Origin of the sequence: Mycobacterium paragordonae (assembly GCF_003614435.1) — a bacterium.
GTDB classification, from domain to species: Bacteria; Actinomycetota; Actinomycetes; order Mycobacteriales; family Mycobacteriaceae; genus Mycobacterium; species Mycobacterium paragordonae.
In genome coordinates, this window is record NZ_CP025546.1 from 2759479 (window position 1) to 2774689 (window position 15211).

Below are 15211 nucleotides of genomic sequence, written 5' to 3' on the forward strand. Positions count from 1 at the left end.
CCCAAAAGGAGCGAATGTGATCACGGCTACGGACCTCGAGGTCCGCGCTGGTGCGCGCATCCTGCTCTCGCCCGACGGCCCGGATCTGCGGGTGCAGCCCGGCGACCGGATCGGACTCGTCGGGCGTAACGGCGCCGGCAAGACGACGACCATGCGCATCCTGGCGGGGGAGGGCCAACCGTATGCCGGTTCGGTCATCCGCAAGGGCGAAATCGGTTATCTCCCACAGGATCCCAAAGAGGGCGACCTCGACGTCCTGGCTCGCGACCGGGTGCTCTCGGCGCGCGGGCTGGACGTGCTTCTCACCGACCTGGAGAAACAGCAGGCCCTGATGGCCGAAGTCGCCGACGACGACGCGCGCGACCGTGCCATCCGCCGCTACGGGCAGCTGGAGGAGCGGTTCGTCGCGCTCGGCGGTTACGGTGCCGAGAGTGAGGCGGGCCGTATCTGCGCCAGTCTCGGACTGCCCGACCGGGTGCTCACCCAGCAACTGCGCACCCTGTCCGGCGGTCAGCGCCGCAGGGTCGAACTGGCGCGCATCCTGTTCGCGGCATCGGATAGCGGTTCGGGTTCGTCGACGACGTTGCTGCTCGACGAGCCGACCAACCACCTCGACGCGGATTCGGTTGGTTGGCTTCGGGATTTCCTGCGCTCCCACACCGGCGGGCTGGTGATCATCAGCCACAACGTCGAACTACTCGCCGACGTCGTGAACCGGGTGTGGTTCCTCGACGCGGTACGCGGCGAAGTCGACGTCTACAACATGACCTGGCAGAAGTACCTCGACGCCCGCGCCACCGACGAACAGCGTCGCCGCCGGGAACGCGCCAACGCCGAGCGCAAAGCGACCGCGCTGCGGAACCAGGCCGCCAAGCTGGGCGCCAAAGCCACCAAAGCCGTTGCCGCACAGAACATGTTGCGTCGTGCCGATCGGATGATGGCCTCGCTCGACGACGAGCGGGTCGCCGACAAGGTGGCCCGCATCAGGTTCCCCACCCCGGCCCCGTGCGGGCGTACGCCGTTGGTGGCCAAGGGGCTGAGCAGAACCTACGGGTCGCTGGAGGTGTTCACCGGGCTCGACCTGGCCATCGACCGGGGCTCGCGGGTGGTGATTCTCGGACTCAACGGCGCCGGCAAAACCACGCTGCTGCGCCTGCTGGCGGGCGTCGAAACGCCCGATACCGGCGGCCTGGAACCCGGCCATGGTTTGCGGATCGGCTACTTCGCCCAAGAGCACGACACTCTGGACAACGACGCGACCGTCTGGCAGAACATCCGCCACGCCGCCCCCGAATCCGGCGAACAGGATCTGCGCGGTCTGCTCGGGGCTTTCATGTTCACCGGCCCGCAGCTCGACCAGCCCGCCGGCACGTTGTCCGGCGGTGAGAAAACCCGACTCGCGCTGGCCGGCCTGGTCGCCTCGACCGCCAACGTGCTGTTGCTCGATGAGCCGACCAACAACCTCGACCCGGCCTCGCGCGAGCAGGTGCTCGACGCGCTGCGCAGTTATCAGGGTGCCGTGGTGCTGGTGACCCATGACCCCGGGGCCGCCGAAGCGCTCGACCCGCAGCGGGTCGTGCTGCTGCCCGACGGCACCGAGGATTACTGGTCGGAGGAGTACCGCGACCTCATCGAGCTGGCCTGAGCGTCGATTTCCGTCAAAGTGGCCCACCGAAGGTCGCGGATTTCTACCCTGTTGCCATGCGGAAGTCAAAGGAGACCCGCGACCAGCTGTTGCACGAGCTTCGCAACGCCTACGAGAAGGGCGCCAGCATCCGTAATCTGGCCGCCTCGACCGGGCGCTCATACGGCTCAGTGCACAGCATGCTGCGCGAGTCGGGAACCATAATGCGCGGCCGTGGCGGACCCAACCACCGCGCCGTCAAACCCTCGGCGTAACTCGCTACGCCTGCGTCCCAGCCGAGGTGCGCACTGAGTTCTCCACCAGGTCCAGCACCGCGGCCAGGCGTTGCGGATCCTCGCCTGATGCGAGGCGGGCCACCAGACCGTCGAGCACCAGATCGAGGTAGCAGTGCAACACGTCGGCGGGGACGTCCTCACGTACCCGCCCGGCCTGTTTCTGCCGATGCAGCCGCTCGGTCGTCGCCGCCGCCAGTTCGGCTGAACGCTCCGCCCAGCCGCGACTGAACTCCGGGTCCTGGCGCAGCTTGCGCGCGATCTCCAGCCGGGTGGCCAGCCAGTCGAACTGCTCGGGGGCCGCGAGCATGTCCCGCATCACCTGGATGAGCCCCGAGCGCGACGCGACCTCCGCCATCCGCTGGGTGTCCTCGCGCGCCAGCGCGAAGAACAGTGCGTCCTTGTCCCGGTAGTGGTGGAAGATCGCGCCGCGCGACATCCCGATCTCTTGTTCCAGCCGTCGCACCGTGGCTTGGTCGTAGCCGTACTCGGCGAAACAGCGGCGTGCACCGTCGAGAATCTGACGGCGCCGAGCCTCCAGATGGTCCTCGCTGACCTTTGGCACTGGCGGGCGCGGTGCTCGTTAGCCGGACTTGCCGGACTTGAGCATGTTGCGCAGCACGTACTGCAGGATGCCGCCGTTGCGGTAATAGTCGGCCTCGCCGGGGGTGTCGATGCGGACCACCGCGTCGAACTCGACCTTGGAACCGTCCTCCTTGGTGGCGGTCACCTTCACCGTCTTCGGCGTCTTGCCGTCGTTGAGCGCCTCGATGCCGGTGATGTCGTAGGTCTCGGTGCCGTCCAACTTCAGCGACTTGGCCGACTCACCCTCCGGGAACTGCAGCGGGATGACGCCCATGCCGATCAGGTTGGAGCGGTGGATGCGCTCGAATGATTCGGTGATCACCGCGCGCACACCCAACAGCAGCGTGCCCTTGGCGGCCCAGTCCCGCGAGGAGCCGGACCCGTACTCCTTACCGCCCAGGACCACCAGCGGAACGTTCTGTGCCGCATAGTTTTGCGCCGCGTCGAAGATGAACGCCTGCGGTCCGCCGTCCTGGGTGAAGTCGCGGGTGTAACCGCCGGAGACATCGTCGAGCAGCTGGTTCTTGAGCCGGATGTTGGCGAAGGTGCCGCGGATCATCACCTCGTGGTTGCCGCGCCGCGAGCCGAGGGAGTTGAAGTCCTTGGGCTCGACCCCGTGCTCCTCGAGGTACTGCGCCGCCGGGGTGCCCTTCTTGATTGCGCCGGCCGGCGAGATGTGGTCGGTGGTCACCGAGTCACCCAGCAAAGCAAGGACTCTGGCGCCCTTGATGTCTTTTACCGGCTCCGGGTCGGCGGGCATGCCGTCGAAGTACGGCGCCTTGCGCACGTAAGTGGAGTCGTCGGCCCACTCGAAGGTGTTGCCCTCCGGGGTGGGCAGCGACCGCCAGCGGTCGTCGCCCTTGAACACGTCGGCGTATGACTCGGTGAACATGTCCCGGTTGATCGAGGAGGCGATGGTCTCCTCGATCTCCTGGGTGGTGGGCCAGATGTCCTTGAGGAAGACGTCGTTGCCGTCGTTGTCCTGCCCGAGCGGGTCGTTCTCGAAGTCGAAGTCCATCGTGCCCGCGATCGCGTAGGCGATCACCAATGGCGGTGAGGCCAGGTAGTTCATCTTGACGTCGGGGGAGATGCGGCCCTCGAAGTTACGGTTGCCCGAGAGCACCGCGGTCACCGACAGGTCGTTGTCGTTGATCGCCGCGGAGATCTCGTCGGGCAGCGGACCGGTGTTGCCGATGCAGGTGGTGCATCCGTAGCCGCCGAGGTAGAAGCCCAACTTCTCCAGGTAGGGCCACAGGCCGGCCTTGTTGTAGTAGTCGGTCACCACCTGCGAGCCGGGCGCCATGTTGGTCTTCACCCAGGGCTTGGAGGTCAGGCCCTTCTCGACGGCGTTGCGGGCCAGCAGTGCGGCGCCGAGCATCACCGACGGGTTGGAGGTGTTGGTGCAGGACGTGATTCCCGCAACCACCACGGCGCCGTGGTCGAGCACGAATTCGCCACGCTCCTCGGATTTCACGTCGATCGGCTTGGACGGCCGGCCCGAGTGCCCGTTCGCGGCTGAGGGAACGCGGTCACCCTCGCCGTCGTCGGCGAAGGACAGCGTCACGGAGTCGCTGGCCGGGAAGGACTCCTCGACCGCCTCGTCCAGCTTGGTCTCCGGTGCCGGGTGGTTCTCCTCCACGTAGTTGTGGATGTCCTTGCGGAAGGCAACCTTGGCCTCCGACAACGGGATTCGGTCCTGCGGACGCTTCGGTCCGGCGATCGAGGGCACCACCGTCGACAGGTCGAGCTCCAGGTACTCGGAGTACTTCGGCTCGTGATCGGGGTCGTGCCACATGCCCTGTTCCTTGGCGTACGCCTCGACGAGCGCGAGCTGCTCCTCGGACCGGCCGGTCAGGGTCAGATATTTGATGGTCTCTTCGTCGATCGGGAAAATGGCTGCGGTGGAACCGAATTCGGGGCTCATGTTGCCCAGGGTGGCGCGGTTGGCCAGTGGCACTTCGGCGACGCCGTTGCCGTAGAACTCCACGAACTTGCCGACCACGCCGTGCTTGCGCAGCATGTCGGTGACGGTGAGCACGACGTCGGTGGCGGTGACGCCGGGCTTGATCTCACCGGTGAGCTTGAAGCCGACCACGCGCGGGATCAGCATGGACACCGGCTGGCCCAGCATGGCGGCCTCGGCCTCGATGCCGCCGACACCCCAGCCCAGCACGCCCAGGCCGTTGACCATCGTGGTGTGGCTGTCGGTGCCCACACAGGTGTCCGGGTAGGCGACTGTTGTTCCTTGCCCGTCGTCACGCGTCATGACCGTGCGCGCCAGGTATTCGATATTGACCTGGTGCACGATGCCGGTGCCCGGGGGGACCACCTTGAAGTCGTCGAAAGCGCCTTGGCCCCAACGCAGGAACTGGTAGCGCTCGCCGTTGCGCTCGTATTCCAGCTCGACGTTGCGCTCGAAGGCGTCGGCGCGGCCGAACACGTCGAGGATCACCGAGTGGTCGATCACCAGCTCGGCCGGTGCCAGCGGGTTCACCTTCTCCGGGTCGCCGCCCAGGTCTTCGACGGCCTCGCGCATGGTGGCCAGGTCGACGATGCAGGGAACCCCGGTGAAGTCCTGCATGACCACCCGGGCCGGGGTGAATTGGATCTCGATGCTCGGGTCGGCGTCGGGGTCCCAGTTGGCGATCGCCTCGATGTGGTCCTTGGTGATGTTGGCGCCGTCTTCGGTGCGCAGCAGGTTCTCGGCGAGGACTTTGAGGCTGTAGGGGAGTTTCTTGGTGCCCTCAACGGCGTCGAGGCGATAAATCTCATAGCTGTTGTCGCCGACCTTGAGTGTGTCGCGGGCTCCGAACGAATTCTTGCTGCTCACATCAACTCCCGAAAATTCAGTTTGTGCCGCCGACGGGCCGTGTCGACGGTTGCGGTGCAACTTTAACAGTACGCTTGTCCTGCAAAACGGGGGCACCCGTAGTTGCCAGTCTTGTCCAGTGCGGTTCCGGACGAAAGGGCGGCTGCCCTCTTCATTGAAACTGAAACCATGCACGCGCTTCCCGGCGTGTCGTGTGCCGGGTTGCAGTGTCGCGGTGCCGGGGGGCGCTGTCGCGCGAAGCTCAGCCGGTACGGTGCTCCTAGCAACATGGGAGGAGCGAGGACCTTGACTTATTTGCCGCAGACTTATTTGCCGCAGACGATCCCGTTCCTGCCCGAATACATCCCGCAGGACGTCGACATCAACTCGATCAAGGCGCAGGTTGCCGCGGACGGCGTCGCGGCCACGCCGAACGTCGAACCGGGTCTGCAGGAAGTGGTGAGTCAGGCGCGCGGTGACGGAATCACCCTCAAGATCGTGCTGCTCGATCACAACCCGCCCAACGACACGCCGTTGCGCGACATCGCGACCGTGGTCGGCGCCGACTACCCCGATTCCACGGTGCTGGTACTCAGCCCGAGCTACGTCGGCAGCTACAGCAGCCACTACCCGCGGGTCACCCTCGAAGCCGGCGAGGACCATTCGAAAACCGGCAATCCGATGCAGTCCGCGCAGAATTTTCTCAACGAACTCAACACGCCTGAGTTTCCCTGGACGGCGCTGACGATTGTTTTGCTGATCGGGGTGTTCGCCGCAGCGGTGGGTACCCGTCTGATGCAGCTGGGCAACCGCCAGCCAGCAACGTCGAGCGCGAGAGCCGAAGCCCCCGCCGACGAGGATTCCCAGGGCATTTAACCAGGGCTTCACCTATTCGTCGGCGTTGATACGACGCGGTGGCCGCTGACTGCGGCAAACCCTTCAGGTCACTGTTCGGTCACAGTAAACGCACTTCCAGAGTGCAATTTGTGACTTGCGTTTCTTTAGCGGCAACTGTGACGTACGGTGCGAATGATGCTTGTGATGCCTATCGCACTTTTCTGAAAACCCGCGTCGTACACCCGATTTGCCCATAGGAGACCCAAGTCGCATGAGACGGACACGCCCGGGCTCTGCTTCGCGAACCGCCGCCAGGTTGGTACGGCCAGCCGTGCCGACTGTGCTCAGCGTCGCGCTGCTGTTCGGCACGCCCGAGCTCGGAATGGCCAGGGCGGACCCGGCGGCTGACTCGATGGCGGTGCTGATCGCCAACGTCGCAAAGGCGAGCCAGCGTCTGGAGGACCTGGCCAACGCCGTCGAGATGGAGCAGGAGGGCGTCAACAAGGCGCTGGTGGCCGTCGAAGAGGCGCGGGAACAGGCTGAGGTCGCCGGGCGGGAGCTGGAGACCAGCCAGCAATCGGTGAAGGACGCGAATGCGGCCATCGCCGCGGCCCAGCAGCGGTTCAATTCCTTCGCCGCGGCCACCTATATGAACGGACCGTCGGACGGCTTCCTGACTGCTCGCAGCCCCGAAGAGATGATCGCCGCCGCGTCGGCGGCCCAGACCATGACCACCAGTTCGCAGGCGGTGATGGCCAGACTGCAGCGGGCGCGTACCGAGCAGGTTAATAAGGAATCCGTAGCGCGCCAGGCCAAGCAGAAGGCCGACAAGGCCGCCGCCGACGCCAAGTCCAGCCAGGACGCGGCGGTCGCGGCGCTCGGTGACACCCGGCGCAAGTTCGACGACCAGCGCGACGAGGTCAATCGCGTCGCCGCCGAGCGTGAGCAGGCCGAAGCCAAGTTGCAGGCCGCGCAACTGGTCGCATGGCACGCGGCCGGCGGGCAGGGCACGCCGCCGTCAGGCATGTGGGACTCGGCCGACGGACCCGGTGGCGGGCGTCGCTGGGACGGTTGGGACCCCACGCTGCCGCAGGTGCCCAGCGCGAACATCCCTGGTGACCCGATCGCCGTGGTGAACCAGGTGCTGGGCTATTCGGCGACGTCGGCGCAGGTGACCGCCCAGATGGGGCGCAACTTCCTGCAGCAGCTCGGCATCCTCAAACCTGACGACACCGGCATCACCAATGCGCCGGCGGCGGCGACGTCGGGCCGCATACCGCGGGTCTACGGCCGGCAGGCCTCCGAGTACGTCATCCGGCGCGGCATATCGCAGATCGGCGTCCCCTACTCCTGGGGCGGTGGCAACGCGGCGGGTCCCAGCAAAGGAATCGACTCGGGCGCCGGCATCACCGGCTTCGACTGTTCGGGACTGGTGCTCTACTCGTTTGCCGGCGTGGGGATCAAGCTGCCGCACTATTCGGGTTCGCAGTACAACATGGGCCGCAAGATCCCGACCGCCCAGATGCGCCGTGGCGACGTCATCTTCTACGGCCCCGGCGGCAGCCAACACGTGACGATCTACCTCGGCAACGGCCAGATGCTCGAGGCGCCCGACATCGGTTTGAAGGTGCGCACCGCGCCGGTCCGCACCAGCGGCATGACGCCGTTCGTGATCCGCTACATCGAGTATTAACGAGGTTTCATGCGTCACAAGCGATTTCGCTTCTCCCTCGCCTGGATCACCGCGCTGGTGACCGGGCTGTTGATCGCTGTGGCCAACCCGGCCCCGGCCTTGGCCGAACCGGGCGAGTGGGATCCCACCCTGCCGGCCGCGGTCAGCGCGGGCGCTCCCGGCGACCCGTTGGCCGTCGCCAACGCCTCGCTGCAGGCAACCGCGCAGGCCACTCAGACCACGCTCAATCTGGGGCAGCAGTTCCTGTCCGGGCTGGGCATCAACCTGGGCGGCTCCGCCGCTCCGGCCGCGGACAGCAGTACCGGTGCGAGCCGGATTCCGCGGGCTAATGGCCGGCAGGCGATCGAGCACGTCATTCGCCGGGCCGGGTCGCAGATGGGTGTTCCTTACTCCTGGGGAGGCGGCTCGCTGGACGGCCCCAGCAAGGGTGTCGACTCGGGCGCGGGCATCAACGGTTTCGACTGCTCGGGTCTGATGCGCTACGCCTTCGCCGGCGTCGGTGTGCTGATCCCGCGCTTCTCCGGCGACCAGTACACCGCCGGACGACACATCCCGCAGAACGAGGCAAGGCGCGGCGACCTCATCTTCTACGGCCCCAACGGCGGCCAGCACGTCACCATGTACCTCGGCAACGGTCAGATGCTGGAAGCCTCCAGCCTGGCGGGCAAAGTCACCATCAGCCCGGTGCGCAAACCCGGCATGACGCCGTATCTGACTAGGATCATCGAGTACTGAGCCGGATGGGCGACCCTGAGAGTCGCCTAATAGCGAACCGGTGACGTCGACGGAATTCCAGTCGCCTGGAATAGTTGAACGCGGGCACGTCGCTGCCCCGCGACAGTGGTCGTGACAGCAGTCGTGTCCCGAATGAGCTCTGGAGGGTTATTGATGACAACGGCAGGTGGCGGTTACCCGGGCCAGGGTGCTCACTCGGGCCCACCCACCCAGGAGGCGCCGATGGGCGGTGCTGACGGGCTGGCCGCCGAGGTTCACACCCTGGAGCGGGCCATCTTCGAGGTCAAGCGGATCATCGTGGGCCAGGACCAGCTGGTCGAGCGGATGCTGGTCGGGCTGCTCGCCAAGGGGCACGTGCTGCTGGAAGGTGTTCCGGGTGTCGCCAAGACCCTGGCGGTCGAGACCTTCGCGCGCGTCGTCGGCGGGACGTTCGCCCGTATTCAGTTCACGCCCGACCTGGTGCCCACCGACATCGTCGGTACCCGCATCTACCGGCAGGGCAAGGAAGAGTTCGACACCGAACTCGGCCCGGTGGTGGTCAACTTCCTGCTCGCCGACGAGATCAACCGTGCGCCCGCCAAGGTGCAGTCGGCGTTGCTCGAGGTCATGGCCGAGCGGCAGGTGTCCATCGGTGGCAAACGGTTCCCGTTGCCCAACCCGTTCCTCGTGATGGCGACGCAGAACCCGATCGAGCAAGAGGGTGTCTACCCGCTGCCCGAGGCGCAGCGCGACCGCTTCCTGTTCAAGATCAACGTCGGCTACCCCACGCCCGAAGAAGAGCGCGAGATCATCTACCGGATGGGCGTCACCCCGCCGCAGCCCAAGCAGATCCTCGACACCGGCGACCTGCTGCGCCTGCAGAACGTCGCGGCCAACAGCTTCGTCCACCACGCGCTGGTCGACTACGTGGTCCGCATCGTGACCGCCACCCGGCACCCCGAGCAGCTGGGGATGAACGACGTCAAGACGTGGATCGCCTTCGGCGCCTCGCCGCGTGCCTCGCTGGGCATCATCGCCGCGGCCCGGGCGCTGGGCCTGGTGCGTGGGCGCGACTACGTGATCCCGCAGGACATCATCGACGTCATCCCGGACGTGTTGCGGCACCGCTTGGTGCTCACCTACGACGCGCTCGCCGACGAGATCACCGCGGAGACCGTCATCAACCGCATCATGCAGACGGTCGCCTTGCCGCAGGTGAATGCCGTTCCGCAGCAAGGGCATTCGGTCGGCCCGGTCATGCAGGGTGCTGTGGCAGGCGGTCGGTGACCGACTCGAAAAAGGTGCGGCATCCGCCGTCGATGCTGCGCGGCACCATCGACGACCCCAAGCTGTCGGCGGCGCTGCGCACTCTTGAGCTGACCATCAACCGCAAGCTGGACGGCATCCTGCACGGCGATCACCTGGGTCTGATCCCGGGGCCGGGCAGCGAGCCGGGGGAGTCGCGGATCTACCAGCCGGGTGACGACGTGCGCCGGATGGACTGGGCGGTGACCGCGCGTACCACCCATCCGCACGTGCGGCAGATGATCGCCGACCGCGAGTTGGAGACCTGGCTCGTGGTCGACATGTCGGCCAGCCTGGACTTCGGCACTTCGGTCTGTGAGAAGCGGGACCTCGCCGTCGCGGCGGCGGCGGCCATCGCTTACCTCAACGTCGGCGGTGGTAACCGGCTTGGTGCGCTGATCTCCAACGGCGAGAACATGATTCGGGTCCCGGCCCGGTCCGGCCGGGAGCATGTGCACACGTTGCTGCGCGCCATTGCGACCACCCCCAAGGCGCCCGTCGGCGTGCGCGGCGACCTGTCCGCGGCGATCGACGCGCTGCGGCGTCCTGAGCGTCGCCGCGGAATGGCGGTGATCATCAGCGACTTCCTGGGCCCGATCAACTGGATGCGTCCACTGCGGGCGATCGCCGCCCGGCACGAAGTGCTGGCCATCGAGGTCCTCGACCCCCGCGACGTCGAACTGCCCGACATCGGCGATGTCGTATTGCAGGACGCCGAATCCGGGGCGGTGCGCGAGTTCACCATCGACGCGCAGCTGCAGACGGATTTCGCTCGGGCTGCGGCAAAGCATCGCGAGGACGTGGCCCGCACCATCCGTGGCTGCGGTGCGCCGGTGATGACCCTGCGCACCGACCGTGACTGGATTGAAGACATCGTCCGCTTCATCTCCTCCCGCCGGCGTGGGGCAATGGCGGGACGCCGGTGACGGACTTCTACAACATGACGGGTTTGTTATGACGTTGCCGTTGCTGGGGCCGATGTCGCTGTCCGGCTTCGAACACTCCTGGTTCTTCCTGTTCCTGCTCGTCGTCGCCGGGCTGATAGCGCTGTATGTGGTGCTACAACTGGCGCGGCAGCGGCGGATGCTGCGCTTCGCCAACATGGAGTTGCTGGAAAGCGTTGCGCCTAAACGCCCTTCGAAGTGGCGGCATATTCCGGCGATTCTGCTGGCGGCGTCGCTGGTGCTCTTCACCATCGCGATGGCGGGGCCGACGAACGATGTGCGGATCCCGCGCAACCGCGCCGTGGTGATGCTGGTGATCGACGTGTCGCAGTCGATGCGTGCCACCGACGTCGAACCCAACCGGATGGTGGCCGCGCAGGAGGCCGCCAAGCAGTTCGCCGATGAGCTCACCCCCGGGATCAACCTGGGGCTGATCGCCTACGCGGGCACTGCGACGGTGCTGGTGTCGCCGACCACCAACCGGGACGCGACCAAGGCCGCGCTCGACAAGCTGCAGTTCGCCGACCGCACCGCCACGGGGGAGGGCATTTTCACCGCCCTGCAGGCGATAGCCACCGTCGGCGCGGTGATCGGCGGCGGCGACACGCCCCCGCCGGCGCGCATCGTGTTGTTCTCCGACGGTAAGGAGACGATGCCGACCAACCCGGACAACCCGAAGGGCGCCTTCACCGCCGCGCGTACCGCCAAGGACCAGGGCGTGCCGATCTCGACCATCTCGTTCGGTACCCCGTACGGGTTCGTCGAGATCAACGATCAGCGGCAACCGGTGCCCGTCGACGACGAGACCTTGAAGAAGGTCGCGCAACTGTCCGGCGGCAACGCCTACAACGCCGCCACGCTGGCGGAGTTGAAGGCCGTCTACGCCTCGCTGCAGCAGCAGATCGGCTACGAGACCATCAAGGGTGACGCGAGCGTGGGCTGGCTTCGGCTGGGTGCGTTGGTGCTGGCCATCGCCGGTTTGGCGGCGCTGCTGATCAACCGTCGCCTGCCGACCTAGCGCTACCGAACACCGAGGTTTTCGGAAAAGATCGCACTCTACGGGCCGACGGGTCTGCGTTCAGCTCCGGTGGTCGCGGACTACTGTTCTGGTCGACCTGACTCTAGTCGGCGGGCCCAATCTCCTTGTGCCCGTTGGCGCTTGGTTCACGAAGGGCGACCAGGGCGCGCTGCTCGCTGGCGTGGGTCGCTTCCAGCAGTGCCGCCGCTTCGGCCGGCGAGTCAGCGAACAGGAAGCTGCCCTGGCCGGGGCGCCCGCCCAGACCGAGCTTGTTCATCCGCTTGGGAACCGCCGTGCCCTGGTACTCCAGCGCGATCGGATGCCCGGCCTCGTCGACCCCACCCAGCGGTTGGTGTATTTCGACGTAGGCGCCGTGCGGCAGGCGTCTGATGATGCCCGTTTCGACGCCGTGTTCGAGCACCGCGCGGTCGCTGCGCTGCAGGCTGATGCACCAGCGGTAGGCGATGAAGTAGACGAACGGCGGCAGCACCACCATCCCGATCCGGCCGATCCACGTCGTCGCATTCAACGAGATGTGGAACTGGTAGGCGATGATGTCGTTGAACGACGAGAAGGTCAGCACGATGTAGAACGCAATGGCCATGGCGCCGATCGAGGTGCGCACCGGGACGTCGCGGGGGCGCTGTAACAGGTTGTGATGCGCGTTGTCACCGGTGAAGCGCTTCTCCAGAAATGGATAGACGACGAGGCCGCCGAGCATGACCCCCATCAGGACTGCGACGGCGACGGCGGCCGGAACGGTGTAGTGCCCGATGTAGATCTCCCAGGCCGGCCACAGTCGTACCAGGCCGTCGGTCCACATCATGTAGAAGTCCGGCTGTGAGCCCGCCGCGACCTGAGAAGGCTTGTAGGGACCCAGGTTCCAGATCGGGTTGATCTGCAGCAGCCCGCCCATCAGGCCCAGGACGCCGACGATGGCGGCGAAGAAGGCACCGGATTTGATGGCGAACACCGGCATCACCCGCACGCCGACGACGTTGTGCTCGGTGCGGCGGGGTCCGGGAAACTGGGTGTGCTTCTGGAACCACACCAGTGCCAGGTGCACACCGATCAGCGCCAGCATGATGCCGGGGAAAACCAGGATGTGGATGGCGTACAGCCGCGGGATCAGGATGTTGCCGGGGAAGTCCCCGCCGAACAATCCCCAGTGCAGCCAGGTGCCGATCACCGGGATTCCCAACGTGATTGACGACAATGCGGCCCGCAGACCGGTGCCAGAGAGCAGGTCGTCGGGCAGTGAGTAGCCGAAGAATCCCTCGAACATGGCCAGAATCAGCAGCAGCGACCCGACCACCCAGTTGGCCTCCCGAGGCCGGCGGAACGCGCCGGTGAAGAAGATGCGCGCCATGTGCACCATGATCGAGGCGGCGAACATCAATGCGGCCCAGTGGTGGACCTGGCGCACGAACAGCCCGCCCCGCACCTCGAAGGAAATGTTCAGCGCCGTCTCGTAGGCCCGCGACATCTCGACTCCCCGCAGCGGCTGATAGACGCCGTTGTAGGTGACCTCGCTCATCGACGGGTCGAAGAACAGCGTCAGGTACACGCCGGTCAGCAGCAGCACGATGAAGCTGTACAGCGCGATCTCGCCGAGCAGAAACGACCAGTGCGTCGGGAAGACCTTGTTCAGCTGGCGCCGCAGGCCCGCGGACGGGTGGTAGCGGGTGTCGATCTCGTCAGCCTGGCGGGCCAGCACCGCGCCGGCATCGATTTTCGGACTCATCGGCGAACCTTCTGACTCGGCAGCATTGCAGTACGGATCTTCCATTAATGTACTACTAGTTCATTAATGAATGAGCAATACGCTTCTGGCTGTGATGTTCATCAGCTAATTTCGTCAGGATCTATCCCGAAATTGGTAGCCGGAAGGACGCGCTTCGATGACACCTGGCCGCGGCGCGCAGGTCGGTGACGCGGGCGAGGACGCCCGGGTCATCCGAACCCGCGCCGACGTCGCGCGCACCGCCTTCGACGTGCTGGTGCGGGAGGGATCTGACGCGCTGACGCACGCTCACGTCGCCGAGCGGGCCGGCTACTCGAAGACCACGCTGTACAAGCATTGGCCGAGCAGATTTGACCTCGCCGCCATCGCACTGGAGGCCCTCGGCGAGGTGGAGCACCACCAACCCACCGGCGATCTCCGCACCGATCTGATCGGCGAACTCACCACGTTCCGCCAGGCCGTGCTCGACCATCGGCTCGATCAGGTGCTCTCCGCCATGGCGCAGTGGGCGACGGACGACATGATGAGAGAGGTCCGCAACAAGATCAACACCGATGGTCAGCGCACCATCCGCGGCATCCTGCAGGACGCCTTCGACGGCGCGGAACTGGAGGCGGCGATCTCGATGCTGTCCGGAACCTGCGAAGGAGCCGCGAGGGGAACCTGCGAAGGAGCCGCGAGGGGAACCTGGTTGCGATTCCCGGGCGGAAATTTGGCGGTGAGGTTCCCCTCGCGGCGGCTTCACGGGAACGATCAGGCGCCCCGCGAGGCGCGCGCTTCCCTGACGCGGTGGGTTATGTCCGCGGGATGATCTCCCGCAACGACTCGGACCACGATCCACCCGTAGCCGTGCGTCATCTTCTCGTGCCGTCGGATGTCCTTCTTGACGTGGTAGCGATTACTCAGATGGTGATCGCCGTCGTACTCGGCCGCGACCCTGATGTCTTCCCACCCCATGTCCAAATAGGCTTCAGTCCAACCCCATTGGTTGCGCACGGCGATCTGCGTCTGAGGACGAGGGAAGCCGGCACGGATAAGCAGCAATCGCAGCCAAGTTTCTTTCGGGGACTGCGCGCCGCCGTCAACCAGGTCCAGCACCGCCCGGGCGGCTTTGATGCCCCGGCGGCCCCGATGGCGATCGGCGATCACTTCGATGTCGGGCAGTTTCACAGAGGTTGCCTGCATCAGCGCGTCGACCGCTGCGACGGCAGAGTCCAGCGGGTAACGACTGGCCAGGTCCAGGGCTGTCCGGGCTGGCGTCGTCACGCGCATTCCGTCGATGACCGCAATCTCGTCGGGCACCAAACGGTCCTTCCATACCTGCACTCCCGGCGTGCGGCGGTGGTTGGTATCGATGATTGCGGCCGGCATATCGGCGCCAATCCACTTGGCACCGTGCAGGGCCGAAGCCGAATAACCCGCCAGCACACCACGCCGGCGCGAGCGTAACCACAGCGCCTTCGCCCTCACCCGTGCGGTCAACTCCTGGTCGCGCGGGACGTAGACATCCTTGTGTACTGCGACGTGCTGGCTGCGCAATTGGTAGGGCGTCAGTGTTCCCGCCGCGAGGGCTTCGCTGCCGAGAAACGGATCGGTCATGACCGCAGTGTGCTGAGGCACCCCGACATCTATGCGCTGCACCTGC

Annotated in this window: 13 protein-coding genes; 9 read left to right on the plus strand and 4 right to left on the minus strand. The window is 66.1% G+C overall.

Annotated features, from left to right (window positions below; translation table 11 throughout):
* Positions 1–16: 16 nt before the first annotated feature.
* On the plus strand, positions 17–1645 hold the full coding sequence (locus C0J29_RS12930) for an ABC-F family ATP-binding cassette domain-containing protein (protein ID WP_065046727.1): 1629 nt from the start codon (positions 17–19) through the stop codon (positions 1643–1645).
* Between the two features lie 56 nt (positions 1646–1701).
* On the plus strand, positions 1702–1899 hold the full coding sequence (locus C0J29_RS12935) for a helix-turn-helix domain-containing protein (protein WP_065046725.1): 198 nt from the start codon (positions 1702–1704) through the stop codon (positions 1897–1899).
* A gap of 4 nt (positions 1900–1903) precedes the next feature.
* Here the strand turns inward: C0J29_RS12935 and C0J29_RS12940 are convergent, their stop codons facing one another.
* A complete protein-coding gene (locus tag C0J29_RS12940) occupies positions 1904–2482 on the minus strand; it encodes a TetR/AcrR family transcriptional regulator (RefSeq protein ID WP_120792549.1) in 579 nt (192 codons plus the stop codon).
* Positions 2483–2500: 18 nt separating this feature from the next.
* The gene (locus C0J29_RS12945) at positions 2501–5332 is read right to left on the minus strand and encodes an aconitate hydratase (RefSeq protein WP_174814840.1); all 2832 of its coding nucleotides are present in this window, start codon (positions 5330–5332) and stop codon (positions 2501–2503) included.
* Between the two features lie 294 nt (positions 5333–5626).
* Here C0J29_RS12945 and C0J29_RS12950 point away from each other — a divergent pair, with 294 nt between their 5' ends.
* From C0J29_RS12950 to C0J29_RS12975, 6 genes are all read left to right on the plus strand, one after another.
* A complete protein-coding gene (locus C0J29_RS12950; RefSeq protein ID WP_120792551.1) occupies positions 5627–6187 on the plus strand; it encodes an Rv1476 family membrane protein in 561 nt (186 codons plus the stop codon).
* A 232-nt stretch (positions 6188–6419) separates the two neighbouring features.
* Positions 6420–7841: an NlpC/P60 family peptidoglycan endopeptidase RipA gene (gene ripA, locus C0J29_RS12955; RefSeq protein ID WP_120792552.1), complete on the plus strand. Its 1422-nt coding sequence runs from the start codon at positions 6420–6422 to the stop codon at positions 7839–7841.
* Between the two features lie 9 nt (positions 7842–7850).
* Positions 7851–8576 (plus strand): NlpC/P60 family peptidoglycan endopeptidase RipB, encoded by a 726-nt coding sequence (gene ripB / locus C0J29_RS12960; RefSeq protein WP_065046716.1) that lies wholly within the window; start codon positions 7851–7853, stop codon positions 8574–8576.
* A 153-nt stretch (positions 8577–8729) separates the two neighbouring features.
* Positions 8730–9842, plus strand: coding sequence for a chaperone MoxR1 (gene moxR1, locus C0J29_RS12965; protein WP_065046714.1), 1113 nt, complete (start codon positions 8730–8732; stop codon positions 9840–9842).
* Positions 9839–10786, plus strand: coding sequence for a DUF58 domain-containing protein (locus C0J29_RS12970; protein WP_065046712.1), 948 nt, complete (start codon positions 9839–9841; stop codon positions 10784–10786). Before moxR1 ends, C0J29_RS12970 begins: the two co-directional genes overlap by 4 nt.
* Before the next feature lie 28 nt (positions 10787–10814).
* The gene (locus C0J29_RS12975; RefSeq protein WP_065046710.1) at positions 10815–11822 is read left to right on the plus strand and encodes a VWA domain-containing protein; all 1008 of its coding nucleotides are present in this window, start codon (positions 10815–10817) and stop codon (positions 11820–11822) included.
* Between the two features lie 103 nt (positions 11823–11925).
* Here C0J29_RS12975 and qcrB read toward each other — a convergent pair whose 3' ends face one another.
* A complete protein-coding gene (qcrB, locus tag C0J29_RS12980) occupies positions 11926–13566 on the minus strand; it encodes a cytochrome bc1 complex cytochrome b subunit (RefSeq protein WP_065046797.1) in 1641 nt (546 codons plus the stop codon).
* Between the two features lie 157 nt (positions 13567–13723).
* Between qcrB and C0J29_RS12985 the strand changes: the two genes are divergently transcribed.
* Complete coding sequence (locus tag C0J29_RS12985; protein WP_120792553.1) at positions 13724–14377, plus strand: TetR/AcrR family transcriptional regulator; 654 nt, start codon at positions 13724–13726, stop codon at positions 14375–14377.
* On the opposite strand, the gene C0J29_RS12990 is transcribed toward C0J29_RS12985, so the two are convergent.
* On the minus strand, positions 14320–15165 hold the full coding sequence (locus C0J29_RS12990) for a hypothetical protein (protein ID WP_120792554.1): 846 nt from the start codon (positions 15163–15165) through the stop codon (positions 14320–14322). The genes C0J29_RS12985 and C0J29_RS12990 overlap by 58 nt on opposite strands.
* Positions 15166–15211 lie beyond the last annotated feature (46 nt).

Coding starts and splice junctions, on each gene's coding strand:
- C0J29_RS12935 (WP_065046725.1), top strand. CDS start 1,702: ATGCGGAAGTCAAAGGAGACCCGCGACCAGCTGTTGCACGAGCTTCGC.
- ripA (WP_120792552.1), top strand. CDS start 6,420: ATGAGACGGACACGCCCGGGCTCTGCTTCGCGAACCGCCGCCAGGTTG.
- ripB (WP_065046716.1), top strand. CDS start 7,851: ATGCGTCACAAGCGATTTCGCTTCTCCCTCGCCTGGATCACCGCGCTG.
- moxR1 (WP_065046714.1), top strand. CDS start 8,730: ATGACAACGGCAGGTGGCGGTTACCCGGGCCAGGGTGCTCACTCGGGC.
- C0J29_RS12975 (WP_065046710.1), top strand. CDS start 10,815: ATGACGTTGCCGTTGCTGGGGCCGATGTCGCTGTCCGGCTTCGAACAC.
- qcrB (WP_065046797.1), bottom strand. CDS start 13,566: ATGAGTCCGAAAATCGATGCCGGCGCGGTGCTGGCCCGCCAGGCTGAC.
- C0J29_RS12985 (WP_120792553.1), top strand. CDS start 13,724: ATGACACCTGGCCGCGGCGCGCAGGTCGGTGACGCGGGCGAGGACGCC.
- C0J29_RS12990 (WP_120792554.1), bottom strand. CDS start 15,165: ATGACCGATCCGTTTCTCGGCAGCGAAGCCCTCGCGGCGGGAACACTG.